This is a genomic window from Roseateles sp. P1_C1_2 (assembly GCF_056406535.1).
Window position 1 is genome coordinate 76,951 of the sequence record NZ_JBFUAB010000029.1, and the last position, 26,723, is coordinate 103,673.

The 26,723-nt window shown below is 69.9% G+C and carries 33 protein-coding genes; 18 read left to right on the forward strand and 15 right to left on the reverse strand.

Annotated elements, in window-relative coordinates; translation table 11 throughout:
- Positions 1-58: 58 nt before the first annotated feature.
- On the forward strand, positions 59-421 hold the full coding sequence (locus AC1D2H_RS25670) for a hypothetical protein (protein ID WP_477936477.1): 363 nt from the start codon (positions 59-61) through the stop codon (positions 419-421).
- On the opposite strand, the gene AC1D2H_RS25675 is transcribed toward AC1D2H_RS25670, so the two are convergent.
- The 4 genes from AC1D2H_RS25675 to AC1D2H_RS25690 form a co-directional block, all read right to left on the reverse strand.
- A complete protein-coding gene (locus AC1D2H_RS25675; protein WP_478012858.1) occupies positions 412-834 on the reverse strand; it encodes a hypothetical protein in 423 nt (140 codons plus the stop codon). The two genes, AC1D2H_RS25670 and AC1D2H_RS25675, sit on opposite strands and share 10 nt — an antisense overlap.
- Complete coding sequence (locus tag AC1D2H_RS25680) at positions 827-1,114, reverse strand: hypothetical protein (RefSeq protein ID WP_478012859.1); 288 nt, start codon at positions 1,112-1,114, stop codon at positions 827-829. Before AC1D2H_RS25680 ends, AC1D2H_RS25675 begins: the two co-directional genes overlap by 8 nt.
- Positions 1,115-1,118: 4 nt before the next feature.
- Positions 1,119-1,445, reverse strand: coding sequence for a YbjQ family protein (locus AC1D2H_RS25685; RefSeq protein WP_478012860.1), 327 nt, complete (start codon positions 1,443-1,445; stop codon positions 1,119-1,121).
- Between the two features lie 74 nt (positions 1,446-1,519).
- Complete coding sequence (locus AC1D2H_RS25690) at positions 1,520-2,065, reverse strand: GNAT family N-acetyltransferase (RefSeq protein ID WP_478012861.1); 546 nt, start codon at positions 2,063-2,065, stop codon at positions 1,520-1,522.
- Positions 2,066-2,108: 43 nt separating this feature from the next.
- Here AC1D2H_RS25690 and AC1D2H_RS25695 point away from each other — a divergent pair, with 43 nt between their 5' ends.
- Positions 2,109-2,288 (forward strand): oxidoreductase-like domain-containing protein, encoded by a 180-nt coding sequence (locus AC1D2H_RS25695; RefSeq protein WP_477936467.1) that lies wholly within the window; start codon positions 2,109-2,111, stop codon positions 2,286-2,288.
- Here the strand turns inward: AC1D2H_RS25695 and AC1D2H_RS25700 are convergent.
- Positions 2,285-3,112 (reverse strand): hypothetical protein, encoded by an 828-nt coding sequence (locus tag AC1D2H_RS25700; protein WP_478012862.1) that lies wholly within the window; start codon positions 3,110-3,112, stop codon positions 2,285-2,287. The two genes, AC1D2H_RS25695 and AC1D2H_RS25700, sit on opposite strands and share 4 nt — an antisense overlap.
- Positions 3,113-3,182: 70 nt before the next feature.
- Here AC1D2H_RS25700 and AC1D2H_RS25705 point away from each other — a divergent pair, with 70 nt between their 5' ends.
- The 4 genes from AC1D2H_RS25705 to AC1D2H_RS25720 all read left to right on the forward strand — a co-directional run bounded on the left by AC1D2H_RS25705 (position 3,183) and on the right by AC1D2H_RS25720 (position 6,287).
- Positions 3,183-3,461, forward strand: a complete 279-nt coding sequence (locus AC1D2H_RS25705) for a DUF2277 domain-containing protein (protein WP_477936463.1) — start codon at positions 3,183-3,185, stop codon at positions 3,459-3,461.
- Between the two features lie 44 nt (positions 3,462-3,505).
- Positions 3,506-3,901, forward strand: a complete 396-nt coding sequence (locus AC1D2H_RS25710; protein ID WP_478012863.1) for an MAPEG family protein — start codon at positions 3,506-3,508, stop codon at positions 3,899-3,901.
- A gap of 52 nt (positions 3,902-3,953) precedes the next feature.
- Positions 3,954-4,379: a hypothetical protein gene (locus tag AC1D2H_RS25715; protein ID WP_477936459.1), complete on the forward strand. Its 426-nt coding sequence runs from the start codon at positions 3,954-3,956 to the stop codon at positions 4,377-4,379.
- Positions 4,380-4,451: 72 nt separating this feature from the next.
- On the forward strand, positions 4,452-6,287 hold the full coding sequence (locus tag AC1D2H_RS25720; RefSeq protein WP_478012887.1) for an ABC transporter ATP-binding protein: 1,836 nt from the start codon (positions 4,452-4,454) through the stop codon (positions 6,285-6,287).
- A 7-nt stretch (positions 6,288-6,294) separates the two neighbouring features.
- Here AC1D2H_RS25720 and AC1D2H_RS25725 read toward each other — a convergent pair whose 3' ends face one another.
- The gene (locus AC1D2H_RS25725) at positions 6,295-7,296 is read right to left on the reverse strand and encodes a DUF1444 domain-containing protein (protein ID WP_478012864.1); all 1,002 of its coding nucleotides are present in this window, start codon (positions 7,294-7,296) and stop codon (positions 6,295-6,297) included.
- Positions 7,297-7,346: 50 nt separating this feature from the next.
- Entirely contained in the window at positions 7,347-8,369 is a 1,023-nt protein-coding gene (locus AC1D2H_RS25730) for an alpha/beta hydrolase (RefSeq protein WP_478012865.1), read from the reverse strand.
- Between the two features lie 81 nt (positions 8,370-8,450).
- On the opposite strand from AC1D2H_RS25730, the gene proC reads away from it, so the two are divergent.
- The 8 genes from proC to AC1D2H_RS25770 all read left to right on the forward strand — a co-directional run bounded on the left by proC (position 8,451) and on the right by AC1D2H_RS25770 (position 16,286).
- Complete coding sequence (gene proC, locus AC1D2H_RS25735) at positions 8,451-9,263, forward strand: pyrroline-5-carboxylate reductase (protein WP_478012866.1); 813 nt, start codon at positions 8,451-8,453, stop codon at positions 9,261-9,263.
- Entirely contained in the window at positions 9,264-9,806 is a 543-nt protein-coding gene (locus tag AC1D2H_RS25740; protein WP_478012867.1) for a chorismate--pyruvate lyase family protein, read from the forward strand.
- 30 nt (positions 9,807-9,836) lie between these two features.
- A complete protein-coding gene (locus AC1D2H_RS25745) occupies positions 9,837-11,441 on the forward strand; it encodes a DUF2330 domain-containing protein (RefSeq protein ID WP_478012868.1) in 1,605 nt (534 codons plus the stop codon).
- Positions 11,414-12,286 (forward strand): RnfABCDGE type electron transport complex subunit D, encoded by an 873-nt coding sequence (locus tag AC1D2H_RS25750; RefSeq protein WP_478012869.1) that lies wholly within the window; start codon positions 11,414-11,416, stop codon positions 12,284-12,286. The genes AC1D2H_RS25745 and AC1D2H_RS25750 overlap by 28 nt, the downstream gene beginning before the upstream one ends.
- A gap of 160 nt (positions 12,287-12,446) precedes the next feature.
- On the forward strand, positions 12,447-12,995 hold the full coding sequence (locus AC1D2H_RS25755) for a hypothetical protein (protein WP_477936556.1): 549 nt from the start codon (positions 12,447-12,449) through the stop codon (positions 12,993-12,995).
- Positions 12,996-13,079: 84 nt separating this feature from the next.
- Positions 13,080-14,231: an HPP family protein gene (locus AC1D2H_RS25760; RefSeq protein ID WP_478012870.1), complete on the forward strand. Its 1,152-nt coding sequence runs from the start codon at positions 13,080-13,082 to the stop codon at positions 14,229-14,231.
- Complete coding sequence (locus AC1D2H_RS25765) at positions 14,221-15,252, forward strand: Gfo/Idh/MocA family protein (RefSeq protein WP_478012871.1); 1,032 nt, start codon at positions 14,221-14,223, stop codon at positions 15,250-15,252. Before AC1D2H_RS25760 ends, AC1D2H_RS25765 begins: the two co-directional genes overlap by 11 nt.
- Before the next feature lie 11 nt (positions 15,253-15,263).
- Positions 15,264-16,286 (forward strand): Gfo/Idh/MocA family protein, encoded by a 1,023-nt coding sequence (locus AC1D2H_RS25770; RefSeq protein WP_478012872.1) that lies wholly within the window; start codon positions 15,264-15,266, stop codon positions 16,284-16,286.
- Here AC1D2H_RS25770 and AC1D2H_RS25775 read toward each other — a convergent pair.
- The 3 genes from AC1D2H_RS25775 to ubiA form a co-directional block, all read right to left on the reverse strand.
- The gene (locus tag AC1D2H_RS25775; RefSeq protein ID WP_478012873.1) at positions 16,283-17,908 is read right to left on the reverse strand and encodes a S41 family peptidase; all 1,626 of its coding nucleotides are present in this window, start codon (positions 17,906-17,908) and stop codon (positions 16,283-16,285) included. The genes AC1D2H_RS25770 and AC1D2H_RS25775 overlap by 4 nt on opposite strands.
- A 78-nt stretch (positions 17,909-17,986) precedes the next feature.
- Positions 17,987-18,763 carry a substrate-binding periplasmic protein gene (locus AC1D2H_RS25780; protein ID WP_478012874.1) on the reverse strand — a complete coding sequence of 259 codons (777 nt, stop codon included), beginning with the start codon at positions 18,761-18,763 and terminating at the stop codon, positions 17,987-17,989.
- 2 nt (positions 18,764-18,765) lie between these two features.
- A complete protein-coding gene (ubiA, locus tag AC1D2H_RS25785) occupies positions 18,766-19,671 on the reverse strand; it encodes a 4-hydroxybenzoate octaprenyltransferase (RefSeq protein WP_477936568.1) in 906 nt (301 codons plus the stop codon).
- A 130-nt stretch (positions 19,672-19,801) separates the two neighbouring features.
- On the opposite strand from ubiA, the gene AC1D2H_RS25790 reads away from it, so the two are divergent.
- From AC1D2H_RS25790 to AC1D2H_RS25805, 4 genes are all read left to right on the forward strand, one after another.
- Positions 19,802-20,176 (forward strand): nuclear transport factor 2 family protein, encoded by a 375-nt coding sequence (locus AC1D2H_RS25790; RefSeq protein ID WP_477936569.1) that lies wholly within the window; start codon positions 19,802-19,804, stop codon positions 20,174-20,176.
- Positions 20,176-20,529, forward strand: a complete 354-nt coding sequence (locus AC1D2H_RS25795) for a hypothetical protein (protein WP_478012875.1) — start codon at positions 20,176-20,178, stop codon at positions 20,527-20,529. Before AC1D2H_RS25790 ends, AC1D2H_RS25795 begins: the two co-directional genes overlap by 1 nt.
- A 51-nt stretch (positions 20,530-20,580) precedes the next feature.
- A complete protein-coding gene (locus AC1D2H_RS25800) occupies positions 20,581-21,057 on the forward strand; it encodes a hypothetical protein (RefSeq protein WP_478012876.1) in 477 nt (158 codons plus the stop codon).
- Between the two features lie 84 nt (positions 21,058-21,141).
- Positions 21,142-21,846 carry a glutathione binding-like protein gene (locus tag AC1D2H_RS25805; protein ID WP_478012877.1) on the forward strand — a complete coding sequence of 235 codons (705 nt, stop codon included), beginning with the start codon at positions 21,142-21,144 and terminating at the stop codon, positions 21,844-21,846.
- A 156-nt stretch (positions 21,847-22,002) separates the two neighbouring features.
- Here the strand turns inward: AC1D2H_RS25805 and AC1D2H_RS25810 are convergent, their stop codons facing one another.
- The 5 genes from AC1D2H_RS25810 to AC1D2H_RS25830 all read right to left on the reverse strand — a co-directional run bounded on the left by AC1D2H_RS25810 (position 22,003) and on the right by AC1D2H_RS25830 (position 26,695).
- Positions 22,003-23,346 (reverse strand): aminotransferase class I/II-fold pyridoxal phosphate-dependent enzyme, encoded by a 1,344-nt coding sequence (locus AC1D2H_RS25810; protein WP_477936577.1) that lies wholly within the window; start codon positions 23,344-23,346, stop codon positions 22,003-22,005.
- A gap of 240 nt (positions 23,347-23,586) precedes the next feature.
- Positions 23,587-24,741 (reverse strand): helix-turn-helix transcriptional regulator, encoded by a 1,155-nt coding sequence (locus tag AC1D2H_RS25815; RefSeq protein WP_478012878.1) that lies wholly within the window; start codon positions 24,739-24,741, stop codon positions 23,587-23,589.
- A gap of 172 nt (positions 24,742-24,913) precedes the next feature.
- Complete coding sequence (locus AC1D2H_RS25820) at positions 24,914-25,369, reverse strand: hypothetical protein (protein WP_477936581.1); 456 nt, start codon at positions 25,367-25,369, stop codon at positions 24,914-24,916.
- Positions 25,370-25,379: 10 nt separating this feature from the next.
- On the reverse strand, positions 25,380-26,261 hold the full coding sequence (locus tag AC1D2H_RS25825; protein WP_478012879.1) for a DUF2145 domain-containing protein: 882 nt from the start codon (positions 26,259-26,261) through the stop codon (positions 25,380-25,382).
- Complete coding sequence (locus AC1D2H_RS25830) at positions 26,258-26,695, reverse strand: hypothetical protein (protein WP_477936585.1); 438 nt, start codon at positions 26,693-26,695, stop codon at positions 26,258-26,260. The genes AC1D2H_RS25825 and AC1D2H_RS25830 overlap by 4 nt, the downstream gene beginning before the upstream one ends.
- Positions 26,696-26,723: the final 28 nt, after the last annotated feature.

Sequence of the window (26,723 nt, forward strand, 5' to 3'; positions counted from 1 at the left end):
CCGGGTGTGAGCCACGATGCCGCCAGGCGCTCGCTGTCAGGGCGCTTGGGAGGACARGATGTTTCCATGGTTCTGGCTCTGGGCGCCCCAGTTGCGCCTGCCCTTCAGCGGCGACGTGATGCAGGACATCGAGCCGCGGCTGGACTGGTTCTTTGCGGGCATCAAACCGCAGGCCGGCAATGCGCGCATCGAGGCCCGCGCCTTCGATGTCGCCACCTATGGCGACCAACTCGGCGTCATCACCAAGCTGTTGATCGAAATGGCCGAGCGCCAGCCGGCCGAAGTGCAGGCGGCATCTCAACCCCTGCAAGAGTTGCGCGGCATCCGCGACCGCATCGAGGCCATCAAGGACGAGGAATGCGAGCGTGAGCTGGCCATGCTGGAGGCGCGGGTGCAGCGCCTGCGCGAACGTCAGAAATAGCCGTCCAGGAAGGCAGCCGTCTCGTCACTGAGGCCGACGATCTTGTTCGTCGCCTGCCGGTAGAACTTGAAGTTGAGCTCCGTCTCGGGCCGGCCGTCATCCCAGTTGGCAAAGGGCTTGAGTTCGGCGCGGCCGAGGCGGCGCTGCGCCGAGGCCGTGCGCTTGACGGTGATGCTGACGCGCGGCGTCTGCCTCTCCACGTCCGGCAACCGTGGCGTGTCCTCAGCCGACGTGACGACGCCGCGCGCCACCAGGCCGGTGCCGCCCTCGTTCTCGCTGGCGAAGAGGTAGATCACGTCGCCCACGGCGATGCGTTTGCCGTCGTACATGGTCTTCTGCGCGGCAAAGGCCCAGCCGCCGGCCCGCGGGTCGGCGATCTCGGTCTTGATGGCATAGCTGGAACGCTCAGGCATGCGGGTCGGGTTCGTAGCGGCGCTCGCCGGTGCGTGGGTTGTACAAGACCTGGACCGTCTGTCCAGACTCCGGATCGACAAAGCGCTCCTCGGTCTTCTGCCAGTCACCACTTTCCTTCGCGTTGCGTGACCGATAACGCCAGCGCTCCACCAGCACGGCCGCGGCGATGAAGCAGCCCCAGATGGCAAAGGGCGCCGCGTCGCGGTACCCGGCCAGGCGGGCGCCCGCGCCGATCAGGCCGATGGCCAGGGCCACGACGAAGAGCAGCTTGCGCAGCATGGCCTCAGCCCGGCAGCTTCTCGACCACCACGGCCGTGCCGTAGGCCACGATCTCGCTCATGGTCTGGCCCATCTCCGACGAGTCGAAGCGCATCATGACCACGGCATTGCCGCCCATCAGGCTGGCGTTCTTGACCATGCGGTCGATGGCATGGCGGCGCGCCTCTTCCAGCAGCTGGGTGTATTCCGTGATCTCGCCGCCGATGATGGACCTCAGCCCGGCCAGGATGTTGCCGGCCAGGCCGCGGCTGCGCACGACGACGCCGAAGACCTGGCCCTTGACCTCGGTGACGCGGTGGCCGGCGAGGTTCTCGGTGGTGACGATGAGCACGGGGCTCTCCTTCTGAATGGGGTGGCGTGATCCTCGGCTCGCGGGCATCAGGAAAACATAAGTGCAGCCCGGTATCACGCCACGGCCGCACCGGGCGGCACGACATGGGCAAACATCCAGAAGTCGCCGGGCCGGCCCCCGACCAGGCGGTAGCTGTGCAGCAGGCCCTCGCGCTGGAAGCCGCAGCGCTCCAGCACCCTCATGGAACGCGCGTTGGAAACCAGCGCCGTCGCCTGCACGCGCAGAACGCCGACATGGCCATGCGCCCAGTCGACCATCGTGCGGGCCATGTGGCTGGCAATGCCCTGGCCCCAGACGGTGGGCGAGAGGTCGTAGGCCAGCTCGGCCGTGCGGTTCTCGGGCGAGACGGTGTGAAAGCCCATCGAGCCGACCATCTGCCCCGTGGCGCGGTCCGCGATGGCCAGGCGCAACACGGAAGCCGGCGTGTGGGCGGGCTGGGCGTGATGCGCCAGCTCGGCCACCGCCTGCGGCCGCCAGCTCGTGTGCTCGTGGACGAGGGGCAGGGACAGATAGCCGAGCCAGACCGGGAGGTCGGCCGCCGCTATCGGGCGAAGCATCACGAACGGGTGATCGGATTCGGGCAGGGTGGTGAACTGCATGGGGGCATTCTGCTCACCCGCACAATGGCTGGCGATGCTGCCGATGACACCGCCCCCCGTGCCCAACGCGGACCCCAGGCCCGAGCCGCCGCCGGAGCCCGATTTCGATGCCTGCTGCGGCAACGGCTGCGATCCCTGCATCTTCGACCTGCACGACCTCGCGATGGACGACTACCGCCAGAAGCTGCGCGCCTGGCGTGAGCGGCATCCCGAGGCCGTCTAGATGTCGTGCGTCGGGTTGCGCCCGCTCAGCACCTCGTAGCCCGAGCCGCGGCGGCGCAGGACCAGGGTTTCGTCGACGAGCCTGACCGCCGGCTTGCCGGTGCGGGCGGCCACCGCGGCCTCGCGGCCGCTGAAGCGCACCACGACATCGGCCGTTTTCCGCCTCGTGGGCGTCGCGAGATGCCAGCGGCCGGCGACCCGGTAGCAGAACTCCGCGTCATAGCGTTCGGACAGGGCCCGCAGCCGACCCGCCAGCCAGTCCCGGCATTCCTCGGTTGCGATCGTCGAGTCGGAGCGGATCATCAGCTGCAGGACCGATCGCGCCCCTTGGGGCGTGACGGCGTAGAGCCCCAGCCATTCGCCGCAGACCCCTTGCCAGCAGCTGCCGTTCTCGACGGCCAGACCGGCCTGGCCCGGTCCGAGCTTGACCGCACGCAGCGCGCCCACCTCGCCCGAGAACCCGGTCCAGGCCACCGAATCCTGGGCGCTGGTCCTGACCCAGCGTTCGCCCCGGCGCGTGAAGCCGTAGAGGCCCAGGTTGCCCGCGGCGGCATGCCCGGCCGATTCGGTCTTCGTGCCGTTGTTGGGCACGCCGCTGACGACAAGGCTGCGGTGCCGATCATCCAGCTGGAGCACGAGGCGCGGCGTCACCGCGATGCGCACCGGGCGCGAGTCGCTGTCCGTCACGGTGATCGCATGGAACTGGCCTGGCGCCCAGCCCGGCAGGGCTTCGCGCGCCAGCGCCTCCAGGCTGTCATCGGAGGCGCCCGAGGCCCAGGCCATCGAGGTCGACACGAGGAGGAGTGAGGCCAGGGTGCGCTTCATGCCAACACGATAGCGGCAGTCGCGCGGGTGCATCGTTAGGATGGATCGCCCACCGCTTCCTCGCCACGCCATGTGCCGCAACATCCGTACCCTCTTCAACTTCGAGCCCCCGGCCACCGAGGTCGAGATCCGCGACGCGGCGCTGCAGTTCGTGCGCAAGCTCAGCGGCTTCAATGTGCCGTCGCAGGCCAATGCGGCCGCCTTCGACCATGCCGTCGCGGCGATTGCGGATGAGGCGCGGGCGCTGATTGCGTCGCTGGTGACGACGGCCGAGCCCAAGAATCGTGAGGTCGAAGCCGAGAAGGCGCGGGTTCGCTCGCAGGCGCGTTTCGGCCAACCGGGCGGATGATGCGCCGCGCGTCGAGTTGACGCCGCCACTTCGGAGGAGATCCCATGCCCAAGCTGCTGTCCCTCGTCGTCTGCATGACCCTGCTCACCTGGCTGACCGTGCTCGCGGCAAGCCTGGTCCGCGCCCAGGCCTGGACGCCCAAAGGGCTGATGCTGGCCTTTGGCAACCGCGACAACCTGCCCGAGGCGACGCCGCTGGCCTGTCGCCTGCAGCGCGCGGCGGCCAACAGCCTGGAGAACCTGGTGTTCTTCGCGGCGCTCGCCCTGGTTGCCCAGGTCGCGGGGGCGACCAACGAACGCGTGCTGCTCGGCGCCCAGGTCTTCCTGTGGGCCCGTCTCGTCTATGTGCCGATCTATGTGATGGGCATCCCCTTCGCGCGCACCGGCGTCTGGGCGGTCAGCATCGTCGGCCTGGCCATGATGCTGATGGGCATGCTTTGAGCGACCTCTGCCTGACGCACAATCGCCGCGCCCCGGCTTCCCTGACACCGCCATGCGCTTGAAGCTCTCCCTGTTCTTCGTCGCCCTGCTGCTGCTCGTCGCGGCCTGGTTCGCCTTTGCCTGGCACTGGAGCTACTCCGACGGCGAGCGCGCCGGCTGGGTGCAGAAGTTCTCGCGCAAGGGCTGGGTCTGCAAGACCTGGGAGGGCGAGCAGGCGCTGGTGTCGCTGCCGGGCACGGCCAGCGTCGAGAAGTTCTACTTCACCGTGCACGACGAAGCCACGGCCCTGGCCATCAACAAGGTCATGGGCCGGCGCGTCAACCTGCACTACGAGGAGAAGGTCGGCCTGCCGGGCTCCTGTTTCGGCGAGACGCGCTACTTCGTCACCGGCGTCACGCTGGTCGACGAGATCTCGCTGTCGCCCGGTGTCGTCGTGCCGGTTCCGCCGCCTTCGCCGGCCTCCGCAGCCAGCCAGTAAGCGCGAGGCTGTTGCCACGCCTTGGCAGCGTTGTCAGGCGAAACTAGCGGGATGGCTTCGCTGTTCCAACCGCTGGTGGCTCGCTTCGAGCGCCTCGTCGACCCTTATCCCGAGACTGCCGGCACCGCCCCGCCGACACGCTTCTTCGCCTTCCTGTGGCGCTGCGCCGATGGCGTGCGCCGGCATCTGTTCGCCGTCACGCTGTTCACGGCCGGCATCGCGGCGGCCGAGGCGCTGCTGTTCAGCCTGATGGCCTCGCTGGTGGACTGGCTGTCCACCATCAAGCCGGCCGAGCTGTGGGCCAAGCCCCAGCCCGTCGTGCTGATGCTGCTGGGCGTGCTCGCGGTCAGCATCGTGCTCGCCTCGGCCCAGGCGCTGCTGAAGTACCAGGGCGTGTTCGGCAACTTCCCGATGCGGCTGCGCTGGATCTTCCACCGCCGCATGCTGTCGCAGAGCCTCGCCTTTTTCGGCGACGAGTTCGCCGGCCGCATCGCCACCAAGGTCATGCAGACGGCCCTGGCCGTGCGCGACACCTGGCTCATCGTCGTCGACATCCTCGTCTACGTGGCCGTCTACTTCGGCACGCTGGTCGCCATCGTGGCGAGCTTCAACGCCTGGCTGATCGCCCCCTTCGCCGGCTGGCTGGCTCTCTATCTGCTGGCGCTGCGCTACTTCGTGCCGCGCCTGGGCAAGATCGCCCAGGCCCAGGCCGACGCGCGCAGCCTGATGACGGGCCGCATCACCGACGCCTACACCAACATCGCCACCGTCAAGCTGTTCGCCCACGGCCGCCGCGAGGCCAGCTATGCCAAGTCGGCGATGCAGGACTTCATGCTGACGGCCTATGGCCAGATGCGCCTGGTCACCGGTTTCGAGGTCGTCAACACGCTGCTGTCGGCGCTGCTCGTCGGCAGCACGGCGATGTTGTCGCTGTGGCTGTGGGGCGTGTCGGCCATCGGGGTCGGCGCCGTCGCGGCGGCCACCGCGATGGGCATGCGCCTGAACGGCATCTCGCACTGGGTGATGTGGGAGATGGCCTCGCTGTTCGAGCACATCGGCACCGTGCAGGACGGCCTGGCCACGCTGTCCAAGCCGCAGACGATTGCCGATGCGGCCGGCGCGACGGAGCTGACCGTGCCGCGCGGGGAAGTGCGCTTCGAGAACATGCGCTTCGCCTACCCCAACGGCAAGGTCGTCGTCGACGAGCTGAACCTGACCATCAAGCCCGGCGAGAAGATTGGCCTGGTGGGACGCAGCGGCGCGGGCAAGAGCACGCTGGTGAACCTGATGCTGCGCCTGTACGACCTGCCCGCCGATGGCGGCCGCATCACCATCGATGGCCAGGACATCGCCAGCGTCACGCAGGACTCGCTGCGCCGCCACATCGGCATGGTCACGCAGGACACCTCGCTGCTGCACCGCTCCGTGTCCGAGAACATCCTCTACGGCCGCCCCGACGCGAGCGCGGACGACATGCAGCGCGCCGCCGTGCGCGCGCATGCCGACGAGTTCATCGCGACGCTGTCCGACCCCAAGGGCCGCACCGGCTTCGAGGCCTTCGTCGGCGAGCGTGGCGTCAAGCTGTCGGGCGGCCAGCGCCAGCGCATCGCCATCGCCCGCGTCATGCTGAAGGACGCGCCCATCCTGCTGCTGGACGAAGCCACCAGCGCGCTGGACAGCGAGGTCGAAGCGGCCATCCAGCAAAGCCTGTACACGCTGATGGAAGGCAAGACCGTCGTCGCCATCGCGCACCGGCTCTCCACCATCGCGGCGCTGGACCGCCTCGTCGTCATGGACGCCGGCCGCATCGTCGAGCAGGGCACGCACGCCGAGCTGCTGGCGGCGGGCGGCATCTATGCGCGGCTCTGGGCGCACCAGAGCGGCGGCTTCCTGGGGCTGGAAGACTAGAGGGCGCTCATTCCAGGACGGTCCAGCGCCCGTCGCGCCGGCGCAGCAGCTGCTGGGTGATGGCCCCCTTGGCATCGGGCCCGATGCGCCGGCTGGCCTCGCRCAGTGCGGCGATGCCCGCGGCCGAGTTCGCGTCGCAGAAGGCCAGCACGTCGCGCGACGGGATGGAGACGACGGCGCCGTTGGGTGTCTTGTCGGCGAACAGGTGGTCCCACAGGCCGTCCAGCAGCACCAGGCAGGCCTCGTGGTCGCCGTCCAGCAACAGGCCGTAGTAGGGCGGGTGCTCCACGAGGCGCAGGCCCGGCTGGCCCTTGACCAGCGTCATCAGGTTGGACAGGGCTTGGCGGTGCAGCACGTTCAGGTTCATGCCCGCCGCGCGCATCTCGTCGCGGCCGACCGACACCCAGTGCGAGCCGGCGTCAACGTGGTAGCCCACGACGAAGACGCCGGCCGAAGCCCGCGTCGGCGGCAGCATGCCGGGGTCGTTGGGGATGTCGGGCGGCAGCTGGCCAGGGACGATCTGCATGCGCACTTCCTCACCCTCGGCCCAGTTGCCGTTGGCCACGCCGCGCAAGACCGGCAGGGCCTGCTGGACCGGCGCCCGGGTCGGGGCGGGTGCGTCGGCCGGGGCAGGCGCTGCCGGTCCCGCACGGCGCTCGCGCAGCTGGGCCTGGCGGATTTGGACCTCCAGGCTGGCGCGCGTGCCGCGCGCGGCCAGCAGCAGATAGATGGGCGCCACCAGGCTCACAAAGGGCAGGGCGCAGCTCAGGAAGAGCGGGTATTTGACGAGGGGCGAGGTGCCCAGCAGCGGCGCCGCGCGGCTGATGACGTGGGTGCCGATCAGCCAGCTGCCCATCCAGCCGACGACGGCCAGCGCGGCAACCTGCCCGACAAAGCCCACCATGGCCGCAATCGTCAGCCCGAACAGCAGCCAGATGCGCCCGTTCAGCGCCTTGAGTGCCTCGTCGACCAGCAGCAGCTCATCGAGGTCGGCCGTCGTCGCGTCCATGCAGGTTCTCCCGGTTTTGCGGCGGGAGTGTAGGCAGGCCGCCCGCGGGCTCAGCGGGGCGTCAGCAGCGCACTCGTCGGCATGGCCGCGCCGCGCAGGCGGGCATCCAGGAAGGCGGCGCTGAGCCGCATCGCTTCGTGCAGATCGGCCTGGGCCGCCTCGGTGGCGCTGCCGCTGCGCGGCCCGCGCGGCGCACCGCCGGCCGGCCCGTGCGGGGCCTGGCCGCCCTGGCCACCGCCTTGGCCGCCGCGCTGCGTCACCGGGGCGTCGCGCCCGCGGTGCTGGTCCTGCACATGCCAGCCCTCGGGCGCCAGCGTGCCGGACAGCGCCGCATGCGAGGTGCCGGGCAGGTTCAGCAGCCAGCCGGCACCCGGGCGCAGCGTGTCGAAGGCGCGGCGCCGCTCGGCCGGGCGGGCGACCAGGCCGAGGGCGTCGCCATCGTTGTCGCTGGTGATCAGCAGGGCCGGCGGCACGGCGGCCTGCGCGTCCATCGCAGGCGGGCTGATCGCGATGACCGCCTGGGGCCGCCAGCCGGCGTCGTCGCCGCCGAGGTCCAGCGCCGTCTGCGCACCGATCTCATAGCCAGCCACGGCCGTGCGCTGCCAGTCCAGGGCCACGCCGAGGGTGGCCTGGCCGCGCAGCGCCGTGGCGAGGCGCTGCAGCGCCGCCAGGCGGTCGGCCCGCATCGCGTCGCCATAGTGCAGCAGGCCCAGCTCGCGGAATTCACCGCTGCGTGCCAGGTTGGAGCGCCAGGCGGCGGCATCCTCCTCCAGCGGCTGCACGGCCAGCACCGCATAGCCGGCCTGGGCCCAGGTGGCGGCCCAGCGCTGGCCGGTCTCGCCGCCCTGGCCGAGGCCCGGCAGATAGATGACGACGGGCAGTGGCCCCGCTGCACCGGCGCTGCGCGTCAGGGTCACGCGCCGGCCCTGCAGCTCGAAGCTGCTCAGCGACAGGTTCAGCTCGCGCGTGGCCGTCTCGGCCCAGGGCTTGGGCGCTGGCGGGCCGCCCGCGCAACCGGCCAGGGCGAGGGCACACAGGAGCAGCAGGCGGCGGTGGGGGCGTGGAAGGCTCATGAGCCGCAACGATAGCCTTAGCGCGTCGCTGCTTTGTTTCTCGTCAGCCTTCAGAAAAACCCGCCCTTAGACTTGCGCTCCATGAGTGCAGAAACGATCGCTTTCATCGGCGGCGGCAATATGGCCAGCGCCATCATCGGCGGGCTGCTGCGAGCCGGCATGAAGCCCGCCCAGTTCATCGTCGTCGAACCCTATGCGCCGCAGCGCGAGAAGCTGGTCGGCGAGTTCGGCGTCGCGGCGCTGGCCGCGGGGGATGCGGGCCTGGGCCAGGCCGCCACCATCGTCTGGGCCGTCAAGCCCCAGCTCTTCGGCGCCGCCGCCGAGCCGATCAAGGCCTGGCTGGGCGGGGCCCTGCACCTGTCGGTCATGGCCGGCATCCGCTCGGAGTCCCTCGTGGCCGCCACCGGCAGCGAGCGCGTCGTGCGCTCCATGCCCAACACGCCCGCGCTGATCGGCAAGGGCATCGCCGGCCTGTTCGCACGCCCCGCGGTATCGGGCGAGGAGCGCGCCACCGTCGAGCGCCTGCTCAAGCCGACCGGCCAGACGCTGTGGGTCGAGCGCGAAGACGACCTCGATGCCGTGACCGCGCTGTCGGGCTCCGGCCCGGCCTATTTCTTCTTCTTCGTCGAGGCCATGATGGCCGCGGCCGTCGACATGGGCCTCACGGCCGAGCAAGGCCGGCGCCTGGCGCTGGCGACCTGCGCCGGCGCGGCCGGCCTGGGCCTGGCCTCCGACGAGTCGCCGACGACGCTGCGCGAACGCGTGACGAGCAAGGGTGGCACGACGCATGCGGCCATCACATCGATGCAGGCGGATGCCGTTGACGCCRCGATCCGGCGCGCAGTGTTGGCCGCGCAGAAGCGCGCCGCCGAGCTGGGCCGTGAATTCGGCTGAATGGGCATCGCGACCAGAGACAGCCTGCGCGACTGGCTGCGGGCGCCGGGCTCGTTGAGCCGCCGCCTGGCCCGCCTGGGTAAGCGCTTCGAGGTGCAGGTGCTGCGCCAGGGCGTCGCGCCGTTCCGGGCGCCGGAGCGTGCGGCCCTGGGCCTGCCGCCGCGCGGCCTGACCGTCGTGCGCGAGGTCATCCTGCGGGTCGACGGCGAGCCGCTGGTCTGGGCGCGCTCTGCCGTGCACCAGCGCGCCACCACCGGCCCCTGGCGGGCGCTCAAGGGCCTGGGCACCAAGCCGCTGGCGCATCTGCTCTACGACGACTACCGCATCCACCGCAGCGAGCTGCAGCCACGCCGCCTGTCCCGCCATGGCCATACGCGCCGCCATGCCGAGCGGCAGTGGCTGGCGGCCACCGGCGAGCCCATGTCGCCGCAAATGCTGTGGTCGCGCAACTCGGTGTTCAGCCGCAGCGGCGCCCAGCTGCGGGTGATGGAACTGTTCGATCCGGGTTTGGCCGGACAACGCCCCGGGCGGCGCGGCCGCTAGAGTCGCCAGCACAACACCGGGGAGCCCTTCATGCGCCGTTTCGTCTGCGCCGCCGTGCTGGCGTTGCTGAGCCTGTCCGCCCAGGCCTTCTGCGGCTTCTACGCCGGCAAGGCCGACGCCTCGCTGTTCAACGAGGCCAGCCAGGTCGTCATCGCCCGCGACGGCCCGCGCACCGTGCTGACCATGGTCAACGACTACAAGGGCGCGCTGACGGAGTTTGCCCTCGTCGTGCCGACGCCCCAGGTCATCCGGCAGGGCCAGGTGAGGGTGGTGGACAAGGCCGTCGTCGAGCACCTGGATGCCTTCTCGGCGCCACGGCTGGCGGAGTACCACGATCCCGATCCCTGCCAGTTTCATTTCAGCTGGGGCGAGAAGATCTATCCGCCCATGCAGCCTATGCCCGTCATGGCAATGTCGGCCATGCCCGCTGCCGTCCGCGACGCCGCTCTCGGCGTCACCGTCGAGGCCGCCTACACGCTGGAGGAATACGACATCGTCAGCCTGTCGGCCACGCAGTCCGACGGCCTGGAAACCTGGCTGACCGAGAACGGCTACCGCATCCCCAAGGGCGCCAGCGCGGCGCTCAAGCCCTATATCAATCAGGGCATGAAGTTCTTCGTCGCCAAGGTCAACCTGAAGAACCAGGCCCAGACCGGCTACACCCTGCTGCGCCCGCTGCAGTTCGCCTTCGAGAGCGAGAAGTTCATGCTGCCCATGCGCCTGGGGCTGCTGAACGCGCCGCCCGACAAGCCGCAGGACCTCATCGTCTACACGCTGACACGCCAGGGCCGCGTCGAGAGCAGCAGCTACCGCACCGCCCGCCTGCCCACCGGCGTCAACATCCCCTTCTTCGCCAAGCCGGTGTTCAAGCAGGTCTACCAGGACATGTTCAGCGAGCAGGCGCGTCACGAGGACTACCGCGTCGTCTTCACCGAATATTTCTGGAACATGGGTTTCTGCGACCCCTGCGCGGCCGATCCGCTGACGGTGGAGGAGCAGCGCAAGCTTGGCGCCTTCTGGGTCGGCGGCGGCGATCCGGTGCAGAACTTCAAGGCCCTGGTCACGCCGGGTGCGGAGGCCGGCAAGATGGACGCGGCGCTGATGAACCGCCGCGGCGGCTGGGGCGGCTCGCCCGTCATGGTCACGCGGCTGCATCTGCGCTACACGGCCAGCAGCTTCCCCGAGGACTTGATGCTGACGCAGACCTCCGACCAGCAGAACTGGCAGGTGCGTCAGGTCGTCCAGCAGCCTTATGAGGGCACGCTGGGCGCCTGCTTCGCCAGCCTCAACGGCCAGGACTGCACGGCGCTGTGCAAGCCCAAGGTCGCCAGCTGGCTGCGCGACAAGGGCACAGGCCGCATCAAGCCCGGCGTGGATTCCAGCGACCCCACCGTGCTGCAGCGCGACTGCGAGTCGGTTTGCACCGCGGCCAAGCAGGCCGGCCTGCAGGCCGCCGGCAACTACTACCAGCGCGAACTGCCCGAGCGCCTGCAGCGCGAGAAGCTGGCGCTGGCCCAGCTGACCGGCTGGAGCCTGGCGCGCATCGACGCCCTGCCCGATGCGCAGCGCTACAGCAGCAGCCCGGCGCCCGCCGCCGAGAAGTCGTGGTGGCAGCGCCTCTTCGGCACGCGCTGATGCGCATCGACGCCCGCTGGCTGCAGATTGCCTTCCTGGCCAGCTTCCTGACGCTGGGCGCGTTGGCGCGCGACTTCGCCATCGGCCCGGCCCAGGTCGTGCTCTGCTTTGGCGCCGCCCTGCTGGCCCAGGCCGCCTGGCAATGGGGCCTGGGCCTGCCGCAGCGCCGCCGCTGGGGCGGCTATCTGAGTGCCCTGGTCTCGTCCTTCGGCATCTGCATCCTGGTGCGTGCCGAGAACCTCTGGGCCCATCCGCTGCTGGCCGCCGTCGCGATGAGCAGCAAATACCTGCTGCGTGCCGGCCGCGGCGAGGTGCGCAGCCATGTCTTCAACCCCGCCAACCTGGCGGCCTTCGCCGCCTGGGCCTGGCTGCCCGGCGCCTGGCTGAGCCCGGGCCAGTGGGGTGCGCAGACGCTGGCGGCGCTGTGGTTCATTGCGCTGGGTCTTGTTGTCACGCGCCAGGCGCAGCGCTGGGATGTCAGCCTGGTCTTCCTGGTCAGCTGGGCGGCCCTGCTGGCCGGCCGCCTCGTCTGGCTGGGCTATGCCTGGGACCCGGGCGCGGCGATGTGGCTGCAGCAGATCGGCAATGGCGCCGTGCTGCTGTTCGCCTTCTTCATGATCTCCGACCCGATGACGACGCCGCAGCGCCGCAGTGCGCGCCTGGCCTATGCCGTCGCGGTGGCGGTGGGCGCCTTCAGCTGGCAATACCTGTGGTTCCGGCCGCATGGCCTCATCGTGGTGCTCTTCGTGGCCAGCCTGGGTGTGCCGCTGATCAACCACTTCTGGCCACAGCGCCGTTTTTCCTGGGGATCCACCCTAGGTGAAACCGCGCAGACGGCCGCTTAGCTGTCATTGAGCTGACGCGCTTTTGATGAAACTGTTTTCATGGCGTCATAAATTCGCACCGCGCCCATAAACCCCCATAAACTCAGTCCGTATCAGAGGGGCGTTAGTAGACCCACCGCGCAATGACGCAACAGGTGGGCTGATGACACTGGGGGCAGTGATGAATACGCGTGATGTGGTGATCTTCAGCGGCGAGCACTTTGTCGTGCCGCAATGCATTCAAAGAATCGACCATTTGTCGACCCATGGCTGGCAGCTGCGCTACGGCGGCACCAAGCTGTTCTCCGACCACAGCCAGGACGGCAGCGGTGCGCGGCGGGCGCTGGCCATGGCCACCAAGGAGCTGCTCAAGCGCATCGCGACGCTGCCGGCGCCTTCGCGCCTGCGCCGCACGCCCAGCCGCAAGAAGCAGAGCGACCTGCCCTCGGGCATCTCCGGCCCCATCGTGCGCCAGCGCGCCGGCAGCCGTGTCCGTGATTGCAGCTTCGCTGTGACCCTGCCCCGCTTCGGCGAGACGCCGCTGGCGCGCAGCGTCTACATCGGCACCGAGAACACCTACACGGTCGAGCGCTACCAGGAAGCCCTGGAGCGAGCCGTGGCTCTGCGCGAAAAGGCCGAAGCCGCCTACCAGCGCGCCGCGACCAAGGAGCGCCGCGCCCAGGCCCTGGTGCTGAAGGTGAAGATGACCGGCCTGCTCGCCAAGGCCTGACGAGTTATCTGAAACCTGATTGAACCGGCGCGAGCGCCGGCGGCGGACACAATCGGCGGCCTTGGCTATTCAGCCCCGCCGCCCATGTCCGCTGTCGCCTCTTTGCCTGACCGTGTCCTCGCCCTGCTGAACGCGCTGCGGCCCGCGCCGCAAGCCGTCAATGCGCGCGAGCGCCTGCGCGTCGTGCTCGGGGCTGGCCTCGGCCTGCTGCTGGCCGGCTTGTTGAGCCACCTGGCCATGGCGCCCGGCCTGCCCTGGCTGGTCGCGCCGCTGGGTGCCAGCGCCGTGCTCGTCTTCGGCGTGCCGGCCAGCCCGCTGGCCCAGCCCTGGGCCGTGTTTGGCGGCAACACGCTGTCGGCCCTGGTCGGCATCGCCTGCATGCTCTGGCTGCCGTTGCCGCCGCTGGGGGTGGCGGCCGTCGCCGTGGCGCTGGCCATCGCCGCGATGTTCTTGCTGCGCTGCCTGCATCCGCCCGGCGGCGCGGCCAGCCTGCTGATGGTGCTGACGGCCACCCACGACTGGCAGTTCGCCTTCGTGCCGGTGGCTTTGAACTCGCTGCTGCTGGTGCTGGCCGGCATGGTCTACAACACCCTCACCGGCCGCCGCTACCCGCATGCCCAGCATGTCACGGCGCCACCGCCCGCCACCGGCGCCAGCGTCGCGCCGCCGCGCTTTGGCGATGCCGAGCTGGACGCCGTGCTGGCCCGCTACAACCAGGTGCTGGACGTGCCGCGCGACGACCTCGCCGACCTGCTGCACGAGGCCGAGCTGCTGAGCTATCGCAACCGCCTGGGTGGCCTGCGCTGCGCCGACATCATGTCCAGCCCCGTCGTCACGGTCGAGTTCGGCACGTCGCTGGCCGAGGCCTGGGCCTTGCTGCAGCAGCACCGCATCAAGGCCCTGCCGGTGGTGGACCGCGTGCAGCGCATCGTCGGCATCGTCACGCGGGCCGACTTCATGCGCGCGGCCGAAGGCCAGCAGCGCGAGGGCCTGGCCGGCCGGCTGCAGACGCTGCTGAAGCCGTCGCCCGCCACGCATTCCACCAAGCCCGAGGTGGTGGGCCAGATCATGAGCCGCCAGGTGCGCGTGGCCAGCGCCGAGCGCGCCATCGCCGAACTGGTGCCGCTGTTCTCGGCCACCGGCCATCACCACATTCCCATCGTCGGCGAGCAGGCAAGGCTCGTCGGCATCCTCACGCAATCCGACCTCGTGAAAGCCCTCAGCCATGGCCCATGACAACGACATCTTCCGCTGGGGCGTGATCGGCCCCGGCGGCATCGCCAACCGCTTTGCCGGCGCCCTCGCGGCCGTGCCCGGTGCCCGCCTCGCCGCCGTGTTCGCCCGCGACGCGACCAAGGGCGAGGCCTATGCGACGCAGTGGCAGCGTGAAGGCGAGGCGCCCGCGCGCGTGACGACAGCGCTGCCAGACCTGCTGGCCGACCCGTCCATTGACGCCGTCTACATCGCCACGCCCCACTCCAACCATGGCGAATACATCCGCGCCGCGCTGGAAGCGGGCAAGGCCGTGCTGTGCGAGAAGCCGCTCGTGACGACGCGTGCCGAAGGCCAGAGCCTGATCGACCTGGCCCGCGCCCGCGGCGTGTTCCTGATGGAGGCGCTATGGACGCGTTTCCTGCCCGCCTATGACCTGGCCGGCCGCTGGCTGCGCGACGGCGCCATCGGCGAGCTGCGCGCGATGCAATCGAGCTTCTGCTTCGCGGCCAACTACGACCCCCTGCACCGCCAGTGGAACCCGGCGCTGGCCGGCGGCTCGCTGTGGGACATCGGCATCTACAACCTGGCCGTGACGCGCTGGGTGCTGCAGCAGATGAACAGTGGCGTCTGCCCCGAGCCGGAGTCCATCGACGTGCACGCCAAGCTGGCACCGACCGGCGTGGACGCGGCCGTCAACGTGACGCTGCACTTCCCCGGCGGCGTGACCTCGCAGTTCCGCTGCGGCTTCGACGCCGCCTCGGTGAATGCCTTCGAGGCCCTGGGCTCCAAGGCCGGTCTGCGCTTCCCGCTGGACTTCTGGCAGGCCGAGGCCGTCGAGCTCGTCACGCGCAAGGCACCGGCCGAGCGCGTCGAGGCGCCCTTCGTCATCAACGGCTTCGAGGGCGAGATCGCCGAGGCCCAGGCCTGCATCCGCCAGGGCCTGGTCGAGAGCCCGCGCATGCCGCACGCCGAGACGCTGGGCCTGCTGGGCTGGATGGACGCCATCCGTGCCCGCTTCCCCGGCGGCGTCAACCAGGCTTGAAGCCCTCGGCGATGGCTGGCGACGACGACGTCTTCCGCTGGGCCGTGATCGGCCCCGGCGGCATCGCCAACCACTTTGCCGCCGCCTTGGCCGCCGTGCCCGGCGCTCGCCTCGCCGCCGTGTTCGCACGCGACGCAGTCAAGGGCCGGGCCTACGCCGCGCAATGGCAGCGCGAAGGCGAGGCGCCGGCGCGCGTGACAACGGCGCTGCCCGAGCTGCTGGCCGACGCGTCTGTCGATGCCGTCTACATCGCCACACCCCATGCCCACCATGGCGAATACATCCGTGCCGCGCTGCAGGCCGGCAAGGCCGTGCTGTGCGAAAAGCCGCTGGTGACGACGCGCGCCGAGGGTCAGGCCCTGGTGGACCTCGCGCGCCGGCAGGGCGTCTTCCTGATGGAGGCGCTGTGCACGCGTTTCCTGCCCGCCTATGACATCGCCGGCCGCTGGCTGCGCGAGGGTGCCATCGGCGAGCTGCGTGCCATGCAATCGAGCTTCTGCTTCGCGGCCGACTACGACCCTCGGCATCGGCTGTGGAACCCGGCGCTGGCCGGTGGCGCCCTGTGGGATATCGGCATCTACAACCTCGCCGTGACGCGCTGGGTGCTGCAGCAGATGAATGGGGGTGTCTGCCCCGAGCCCGAAGCCATGGACGTGCACGCCAAGCTGGCGCCGACCGGCGTCGACGCGGCCGTCAACGTGACGCTGCACTTCCCTGGCGGCGTCACGTCGCAGTTCCGCTGCGGCTTCGACGCCGCGTCGGCGAATGCCTTCGAGGTGCTGGGCAGCCGGGCGGCGCTGCGCTTTCCGCGGGGTTTCTCGTCTGCCGAAGTGGTGGAACTCGACGCGCACCCGTCGCGGCCGGAGCGCGTCCACGCCCCCTTCGTCATCAACGGCTTCGAGGGCGAGATTGCCGAGGCTCAGAGCTGCATCCGTGCCGGCCTGCTGGAGAGCCCACGCATGCCGCACGAAGAGACGCTGGCCCTGCTGGGCTGGATGGATGCCATAAGAGCCCGTTTCCTGCAGGCGGCCTAACGTGCCACCAACAAGCGGTTGCTGCGCGCCGGGTGGCGTTGCAGCGTCATCGGTGCGCCGTCGCCGCGGACTGCGCTCTGGGCCCGCGCGCTGGTCGATGCCGGGCAGACGCCGGTATCGATGTGGCGCAGGGCCGCGGACAGCATGGCCTCGGACGTGTCACCCAGCGCGTGCAGCGTGTCATCGGCCACCTGGCAGCCCTTGACGAAGCGCGTGCCGGCCGTGCCGCTGGCGGTGGGCTCGAAGCCGTCGGCATAGTCGCCGAAGCCCTGCGCATTGACGCCGGCGAACTCGATGGGGAAATAGCTGATGCCGCAGTTGTCCCTGGCCGTGAAGCCATAGGGCTTGCCGCAGGTCTTGCCGCCGACCAGCACGACCTCCACGCCCACGCCGCGCAGACCGTTGATGACGGCCTCGCTGGCCGAGCAGGTGCCCGACTGGGCCAGCACATAGATGCGCGTCAGGTTCAGCGCCGGCAGCGGCTGCTCCTGGGTGCAGCGGTTGCCGACGAGGATGCAGGAGGTGTTGAAGAAGGGTGTGGCCTCGTTCTCGCTGCTGCGCCTGGCGCTGAACTTCAGCGTCTCGAAGGCCTGGCCGGCGGTGCGCGTGGTGCCGGCGATCATGGTCGCCAGCTCGCTGGCGATGTAGAGATAGCCGCCGCCGTTGTAGCGCAGGTCCAGCACCAGCTCGCGCAGGCCCTGGGCCTGGAAGCCCTGCATCGCCGTGATCAGCTGGCCTTCAGCGGGCGCGATGTGGTCGTTGAACAGCAGATAGCCGGCACGCGTGCCCAGCGGCGTGGTCACGACGCGGGTGATGGGCACCGGCGTCTTGGTGAGGGTCGCGCTGGTCAGGCCTTGCCTGAGGGTGGTACCGCCACGCGTGAAGACGAAGTCGTGCTGCGCATCGGCAAAGTCGGGAAAGAGGGCGGCGTTCAGCGCGTCGACACCGAATGCGTCGCCCACGTCGGCGCTGACGCTGTCCACGCTGACGAGCTGGTCGCCGCGCTTCAGGCCCGCGCGAGCGGCGGGGCTGCCGGGTTCGACATAGGCGATCTGGATCTGCCGCGGCGGCCGCGGGTTGGTCAGCTTCCACTCGATGCCATAGCCGGCCTCGATGGCGTTCTGGGCCAGCGCCGTCCATTGGGCGGTCGGATAGGTGAAGCTGAACCGGTCGCGCGGCTGGCCGGTGTCGGTGGTCTGGGTCGTCTTCAGTGCCTCGAAGTAGGCGTCCATGGCCGCATGGGCATCGGCGCCGCTGTAGGCCGGCTGCGCAGGATTCACCTGCGGAACCTGGTCGCGCCAGAGGTAGGCCTCGTCGAAGTAGGCGCGCAGCCATTTCTTCTCGGTCTCCAGCGTCGACGTGCGCAGACTGCCGGCCGCCAGCGTGTTGTTGGCCGCGCATTGCTGGGCGAAGCTGGCCGAGGGACCGGCGGGATCGGGGGAGGCGTTGCCGCTGCTGCCGGGGGCGCTGCCCGACGAACCTGAAGGGCCCGACGAACTCGGAGCGCCCGAGCCGGTTGCCGGCCCGAGGAGGGGCGTGCCCGCCTGCCCGCCACCGCCGCCGCAGGCTGCCAGCAGCAAAAGGACGGCCAACGCGGCGGCGCCGCGGAACGGATAGGACATGAACAAACTCCCTGAATGAACGCAAGCGGTCTTGGCCGCTTCGGGCCGGCAGTCTAGGGCCTAGGCAGCCCAGGCGGCCTAGCGCACGTAGCGCTTCTCGATGCGCGTGATGCTTCCGTCACGCTGCATGCTCGCCAGCCCCATGTCCATGGCAGCGAGCGCGGCCATGCTGCGCGGGCTGTTCTTGGAGAAGCCCATGAAGGTGGGCTCCGGGTTGAAGTGCTGCAGCGGCTGGCGGTCCAGCCGGCTGACGAGGCCGAGATGGTGCACCTCCCACAAGCCCACCAGCGCCGTCACGATGACGACGTCGGCGCGTTCGCGCTCCACCAGTTGTACTGCGGTGCTGACGTCGCGCGCGTACTCCACGTGGCCGTCCACCTGCTCGAGCACCGCTTTCGGATAGATGTAACCCGCACTGACCGCCAGCCTCAGGCCGCGCAGGTCCTGCAGCCGTTCCAGCTTCAGGCCCGAGCCGCTGCGCGTGTAGAAGTGATAGTTCTTGCCGGCCCGGTAGCTGACGCTCCAGCGCAGGAAGCGGTCACGCTCGGTGCTGTAGTTCACCGTCGTCGTGAAGTCCGCCGTGCCGCGCTCCAGCATGAAGAGAGCGCGCTTCCAGGGCACCCACTGGATCTCGATGGCGCCGGCATGGCCACCGCGCTTCAAGGCCTCGCGGGCGATCTCGATGTCGATGCCTTCGCCGCTGGCATGGCCCTGGGGGTTCACCAGCGGCGGGTAGACGGCGTTGACCAGCACCAGCGTGCCGCCGGCCGGTGCGGACGCGGGGGCTTCAGCGCGCGCCCAGCCCGGTGCCAGCGCGGCGGCGCCGAGGGTCAGGAGGCGGCGCCGGGTGTCCATGATCAGCGCAGGGCCAGATCCACGACGGTGCCGGCAAAGACCGCGAAGCCCAGCCAGTGGTTGGAGCGGAAGGCGGTGAAGCAGCCCGCGCGGCTGCGCCGGCGGATCAGCGTGTAGTGCCAGGCCGCCTGGGCCGCGGCCACCGCGACGCCGAGCAGGAACCAGCGACCCAGGCCCAGGCGCAGGCCCAGGCCGGCCCACATCGCGAGGTAGGCGGCGTAGAAGATCATGATGCCGGGCACATCCCAGCGGCCCAGCGCGATGGCCGAGGAGCGCAGGCCGATCTTCAGGTCGTCGTCGCGATCCACCATGGCGTACTCGGTGTCATAGGCCAGCACCCAGAAAAGGTTGGCGATGAGCAGGGCCCAGGCCGACAGCGGCACCGCGTGCAGGTTCCACTCCATACCGCCCAGGGCCGCGGCAAAGGCCATCGGGATGCCGAAGGAGAAGGCGACGCCCAGCACCGCCTGGGGCATGGCCAGCACGCGCTTGGCAAAGGGGTAGGCAATGGCCACGGCCAGGGCCGCGAAGCTCAGCAGGATGGCTGGCGGGTTGGTGGTCAGCACCAGGCCGAAGGACACGAGCGACAGCACGGCGCCGAGGATCAAAGCTGCCTTCACCGACACCGCGCCCGTCGTCACGGGGCGGCCGGCCGTGCGCTGCACGTGGCGGTCGAAGTCGCGGTCGGCCACATCGTTGACGCAGCAGCCGGCCGAGCGCATCAGCACCGTGCCCAGCGTGAACACGGCCAGCAGATGCCAGCCCGGCCAGCCGTCCGCAGCGATCCACAGCGCCGACAGCGTCGGCCACAGCAGCAGCAGCCAGCCGGCGGGGCGGTCCCAGCGGATCAGCTGCAGATAGAGCGCGAGCCGCGAGGGCGGCCTGGCGGCGGGGGCGATGGTGGACATGGCGGCATTTTCACGCGATGCGGGGGTCGCGCACGAATCCCCACGGGGGCATAGTCCTACCGCCTGCCCTGGCTGTCTCGCGTTGATTTGAAATGAAGGCTGAAGGACGTCCACTGAACAGGAGCCGCCGATGAGCATCTCCACCCGTGACCTCGTGCTGCTGCACTGGCAGCTCGCCAACGCCCAGGACTGGACGGCCCTGGGCGGTTTGCTGCACCCCGATCTGCTCTACGAGGCCCCGCAAAGCCGCGAGCGCATCCGCAGCGCGCTGGGCTATGTGGACTTCTTCGCCACCTGGCCCCAACCTTGGCGGGTCGAGGTGCTGAGGTGCATCGCCGACGACAGCAGCGCGATGACCCAGATCAGCTTCATCAGCAGTGCGCCGCCCATGATGGGCCTGACCCTGTTCGACGTGAAGGACGGCCTCATCCTGCGCGTGACCGACTACTGGCCTGACCCCTATGAGCCGGGGCCGCGGGCGTCGGCGCATGTGGAGCGGTATTGATGGTCATGAGCCGGGCGGCGGCAGCGCTGTTTTTCTGGGTCTCACTGGCGGCCTGGGCCGCGCCGGCGCCGCTGCCCAAGGAGGTCCAGACCTTCGTCGACGCTCGCGAGGCCTGTGACCACTACCGCGGCCAACGCGGGTTCGACGCCGAGCGCCAGAAGGACATCGACTGGTCGGTCTGCCAGAGCTGCCCCGGCACCGACGCCGAGCTGGCCCGACTGAAGCAGAAATACAAGGGCAACGCCCGCGTGACGGATGCCCTGGCGGGGTTCGAGCAGCGCGTCGAACCCGAGGACAAGGCCGCGCAGGCGCGCTTTTGCCAGGCCACGCGCAAGCCGGCCGGGGTGCGCTGAGCGCGCCACGGCCTACGCTCGTCCCAGCATGTAGAGCGCTGCTGACCGCCGATGCCCATCACCCCTTTCCATTTCGGCCCCGGCGCCGCGCTGCAGGCTGTCGCGCCGCGGCAGGTCAGCTTTCTTGCCTTTTGCGTGGCCAATGTCTTCATCGACGTGGAGTCCCTCTACAACCTGGTCCACCATCGCGAGCCGGTGCATGCCTTCCTGCACACCTATGTCGGCGCGACCTTGGTCTGGCTCGGGCTGACCGCGCTGTTCTGGCTGGCGCTGCGCCTGCCCCCCATCGCGACCCGGCTGCGATTGACGCTGCGCCAGGTCGCTCTCGGCGCGCTGCTCGGCGCCTGGTCGCATGTGCTGCTGGACAGCGCCATGCATGCCGACATCCAGCCCTTGCAGCCGTTTTCGGCCGCCAACGGCCTGCACCGCATCGTGTCCCTGTCGGCGCTGCACTGGGGTTGCGTCGCGGCAGGTGCGCTTGCGTTGCTGATCATCGGCGTCAGGCAGCTGCTGGCGGCGCGGCGCTGACGCATTTCCCAATTCCCTGGCCGACGCACGGCCATCCGAGGCGCCCCTAAAGTCGCCCGACTCCGTTCGCCCCCTGACCCCACCATGACCGACCTCAGCCACTTCCCCATCACCAAGAAATGGCCCGCGGCCCACCCGGACCGCCTGCAGCTCTATTCCCTGCCCACGCCCAATGGCGTCAAGGTCGCCATCGCGCTGGAGGAAATCGGCCTGGCCTATGAGCCCCATCTGGTGAAGTTCGACACCAACGACCAGCTCAGCGCCGAGTTCCTGTCGCTGAACCCGAACAACAAGATCCCGGCCATCATCGACCCCAACGGTCCGGGCGGTCAGCCGCTGCCGCTGTTCGAGAGCGGCGCCATCCTGATCTACCTGGCCGACAAGACCGGCCAGCTGCTGCCCAAGGACGCGGCCCGCCGCTATGAAGCCATCCAGTGGCTGATGTTCCAGATGGGCGGCGTCGGGCCGATGTTTGGCCAGGTCGGCTTCTTCCACAAGTTCGCCGGCAAGGACTACGAGGACAAGCGCCCGCGCGACCGCTACATCGCCGAGTCCAGGCGCCTGCTCAATGTGCTGAATGTGCAGCTGAAAGGCCACGACTGGCTGGTCGGTGACGAGTACACGATCGCCGACATCGCCACCTGGCCCTGGGTCAACAACCTGGTGGGTTTCTACGGTGCCGGCGAGCTGGTGGGCTTCGACGACTTCACCGAAGTCAAGCGCGTGCTGCAGGCCTTCCTGGCCCGGCCGGCCGTGCAGCGCGGATCGAAGATCCCCGCACGCGACTGATCCTCTGCGTTTCGTATTCGGGCCGAGCGCTGGGCCGCTCCCGAGCCGGCCCGTCATGGCGATGTGCTTGCGGCTCAATGCCGCAAGCATCGCCGTCCCCTCGGGGGACCGGTCAGACTTGCCGGCGTGCAGCCGAGCAAGGCTGGACGAGGGGCTTCAGTGCACCTCGCCCGTCACCACACGGGCGCGCTGCAGTGAGTCCGCGACGATGCGCGCAGCGGTCTGCGCCAATGCCGGTGTGTGGTCAGCCATGACCTGCATGCGCAGCCGGGCGCTGTTCAGCGACACGGCCGGGTACTCGACGAGGTTGGCCAGCAGGCCGGCCTCGGCCATCTCGCGGCTGGCCACGCGGGCCGTCGCGTCATGCCCCAGCATGACGGGCACGATGGGCGAGGGATGGCCCAGCACGACGATGCCCTGTTCGGTCAGCGCGCCGCGCAGGCCGACGATGGCGCGCATCAGCCGCCCGCGCCGGTCCACGCCCTCGCTGGAGCGCACGATGCCCACGCAGGCGCGGATGATGGCCACCTGCACCGGCGACAGCGCGTTGGAGAAGGTGTTGGGCGCGGCATAGAAGCGCAGGTACTCCTTGATCGCGCGGTCGTGGCTGGCCACGAAGCCGCCGTTGGACGCGAAGGTCTTGGAGAAGGAACCCATCACCAGGTCGACCTTGCCGAGCATGCCCTGCATCTCGAGCTGGCCGCCGCCGCTGGCGCCCATGCAGCCCAGGTCATGCGCCACGTCCACCATCAGCAGGGCCCCGTACTCGTGCGCCAGGGCCTGCAGGCGCGCGATGTCCGGCGAGTCGGCGTCCATCGAGAAGCAGCCCTCGGTGACGACGAGGATGCCGTTGTGCGGATCGCGCTGGCGCACCCGCTTGAGCAGGCGCTCGACGTGGTCGACATCCAGATGGCGATGCAGGTGGACGTTGGGCGTCGACGCCCGCGCGCCCTCGTGCAGGCAGTTGTGGGCGAGCTGGTCGATGATGATGTGATCGGCCTCGCGCACCAGGCCCTTGATGGCGCCGAAACCCGCGGCCCAGCCGGTCGGGAACAGCAGCACCTCGGGCGTGCGCAGCAGCTCGCCCAGCTCGGCCTCCAGCGCGACGGCTTCCTCGACATTGCCGGCCAGTGCCGTGGAGCCGGCGCTGTGCACGCCGTAGCGCTCCATCGCCGTCTGGGCCGCCGCGCAGATCTTGGGGTGGCGGGCCAGCGACAGGTATTCCTGCGACGAGAAGTTCAGCCCCGCATGGCGCCTGCCATCCAGCAGCGTCAGCTCGGCGGTGGCGCCAGGCCGGCCGCCCAGGCGCTTGGCATAGGGAAAGACGCCGTGCGCCACACGGTTGCTCGCCCAGGCATGGAAGGCCTGGGCCTTGGCGGCCAGGCTGACGCCGGGCTGCGTCAGGTAGTCGAAGGACGAACCTCGCAGTTCGGCCCCGTCGTTGCTGGAGTCCTCCTCCCTCGCCGTGGTTTCCACGACCCGTTCCATCAATTCGTCCATAGCGGCCCCCCGAGAAAAGCTGGTTGTGTTGTGTGATGGACTGTGCGCACGGTCGGTGCGGTTGACATCCGCACTTCTGTCGAATTCGCCATCGGGAGCTGCAACTCGGGACCGCGCGTCAGGCCATCGTGAGCGTGCGACTCTAGGGAGAAGGCTTTTGCTCGACCTCACCCATTTGGATGAGTCGCGCACGATGCCCCCTGGAGAGGGGGTAGTTGGCAAGGCCTGGCCCCGCGGCCTTCAGTCCCGTGCCAGGAAATAGGCGGGGCTGGCCAGCAGCAGCGAGACGAGGTCGGCCTGGCGGCTGGTGCCGGTCTTGGTGAAGACGCTTTTCAACTGCGTCCTGATCGTGTTGATGGAGGTTCCGCGCTCGGCGGCCAGCTCGTCCAGGGTGCGGCCCGAGCACAGGGCGGCGGCCACCTCGGCCTCCCGCTGGCTGAGGCCGAACAACTGGCGCACCGTGTCCACCGTGACGCTGGGCGTGGCCTCGGGGTCGAAGACGAACAGCAGCGCCGCGCCCTGCAGGCGTGCCTCGTCCTTGAGCCGCATCGGCGTCAGCATCAGCACCAGCGGCACCTGGCCGCGCCGCGGCAGGGACACCACGCTGCTCAAGGCCGACGCCTGGCCCTGGCTGGCGCGCAGGACCTTGGTCAGCTCGAGGTTGAGATTGCGCGTCGCCTCGGCATCCCGGGTCACCAGGTGCCCATGCTGCACCCAGAGCGCCTGCCGGCTCGCGAGCAGGGCGTCGGCGCTGCGATTGCTGTGGGCCAGGCGGCCGAACTCGTCGAACAGCAGCGTCGGCATGGCCAGCACGTCGAGGCTGCTGGCCAGCAGGTTCTGGCCCAGCTGCATGTCGGTGAAGCGCTGCCGCATCTGGAAGGCACGCTGCATATGCGGCACCAGGCGGTCGAACACCTCGATCTCGTCCCGGCTGAACGGCGGCTGGCTCGGTGCGCGCTGCAGGAACATCTGGGTCAGCCAGGGGCCCTCGCGCAGGATGTTGCTCGCCGCGGCATAGGCGACGCCTTGCGGCACTATCCATTCGCGGTAGAAGCGCGACTCCGGAAAGCGCTCGGGGTGGGGAATGTCCAGGTTGCTGGCGTAGAAGGCGGCGATGGGCAGTTGGGCCATCCGCAGCGACAGCAGGTCCTCGGGCGCGTATTCGAGGGCATAGCTGTCCAGCCAGCGGCGCTCGAAACCGTGGGTCCACAAGAAGCGGGCCTCCTGCGTCTCGGCGTGGCGGACGAAGACGAGGACGGCCTTGAGATTGAAGGACTGGCAACAGGCCTCGATGAAGGCCTGGAAGCCCTCGGGCGCCAGCACGGCTTCATAGAGAAGGCCGAGCAGCCGGTCGAAGCCGGCCAGCGAGGTGTCTGCCGAAGTGTTGGCTTTCATCGAAGCGGACCGTTCTTTGTCGGTTTGCCAGGACATGCCGGGCTGACGGTCCGTTGGCAACGGCGTCGCCGGCATGCGCCCCCCTGGCTCCCTCCCCATGGGCGGCCGCATGGTAGGCAGCGTGCCGCTGCCTGTGATCATCATTTCTGGTGATCCAGGCCCGCGACCCCCTTCAAAGGGGGCGTCGGGCCCGCCGCTGGGTCGCCACGGACTTGACGAGGGTCTGCAACGGTGGCGCGGCGGCGAAGTCGGGCTCGTGCGGGGCCAGGGCCAGGTCCAGCAGGCGGCGCACGGCGGGGCGGTCGAGGTCGGCGGGCGACTGCAGGCGGATGCTGCGCACCCTGACGCCCTCGCCCTGGAGCAAGCCTTCCGGATCGGGCAGGCCCTTGCCGTACAGAAAGAACAGGGTCACCCAGCGCGGGTAGCCGGCGATGGACACCAGGCAGGCCGAGGCCTTGTCGGCCCAGGCATAGCCGATGGCCAGCGCGTTGTAGTTGTCGTAGACGAGTTCGAAGCCCTTGGGGACGCGCGCGCAGAGCTTGCGCCGGCAGGCCGTGATCGCCTCCGCCATCTCGGGCGTGTAGCGGGCGATGAGGTCGGCGACCTGGCGGGCGGTGGCGTCGGGCATCGTGGCGGCTTCAGTTCAGGGCCGTGACGCGGTCGCCCGGCTGCGGCACGCAGCCCGTCGCGAGTGCCGGGCCGCTCTCGCGCTGCACGACGCCCTGGGGCCCGTGGCACAGCTCCACGTGTCGCGCCGTCGGCCAGCGGCGCCGCGCGAACGCCTCCAGGCTGTCGGGCAGGCTGGTCTGCACCATGCCGGCGTTCAGGGCCTCGTCCGGATGGTCGTTGAAATGCAGCCATGGCACGAAGCGGCCGGCCAGCATCAGCCAGGCCGACACCTGCACGGGTTCGGGCGCATAGCCCTCGCGCTTGAGCCAGGCCTGGGCCTCCTCGCGCGTGAGGGGGCCGGCGCTGGCGGCCGCGAGCAGCTCGGCCACCCACTGGTTGCAGTTCTGGTAGCGGGTGCTGAAGGGGTAGGCGTTGGCGCTGTAGCTGGCGTTCAGCAGGCCCAGGGCCAGCGGCTTGTCCAGCGTGGCGGCGGCCACCGCCGCGGCGGCTTCGGGAGGCAGCAGCAGCAGGCTCACATAGCCGACGTCGGTGTTGTCGCTGCCGGCCACGAAACCGGCGAGGCCCTGGTCGAAGAGGCGGGGCTGGCCTTCGGCGCAGGCGTAGTAGAGCTGGCGCACGGCCCAGGGCGTGTCCAGGCCGTCGGCCAGCGCGACGGCGGCGTGGGAATAGCGCAGGCCGAAGCGTGACAGGTCGGTGCCGGAACGCGAGATCAGCGCCGCCTGGGTGCCGGACTCGGCCAGCACCTGGCGGATGACGGCCGTGAAGCGCAGCAGCCGATCCTGCTGGGCGGCGGTGATGTGGCGGCCCGGGTCGCAGCCCCGGGGCGGCAGGCCGGCCCGGGCGGTGGCCGCCGTCAGCAGCAGCAGCGCCGCGACGGCGGTCCGGATCAAGGCTTGACGACGCGCGCCGCCAGCTCACGCGCCCAGGCGTCTTCCAGCACGAGGAAGAAGGCCTGGCCGGTGTCGGCATGGGCGAAGGCGATGCCATAGGGCTGGGGCGTGGCCTGCACCTCGTCGCCGACGGTGACGGCGCGCGCGGCCAGGGCCTGCTGGGGCAGGGTCAGCTCGACGGGCGCGGCGCCCTCGCGCTCCAGCTTCAGGCGCAGCTTGCCGGCGGTGTCGGCCTGGGCCACTTCGGTGACGCGGTAGCGGCCTTCGGCACGGCGTTCGCCGCCGCTGCTGCTGTTGGACGAGCCCCTGAAGGAGTCGGACACGCTGCCCGATGCTGACGAACCGGCGTCTGCCGCGGAGGAGGTCGCGGTGGACGCCGCCTGGGCGGCGTGCGCGGCCAGGGCCAGGGAGGCGAGAAGGATGAGAAGGCGCATCGTGGGCTCGCGGTCTGATGAGGATGGG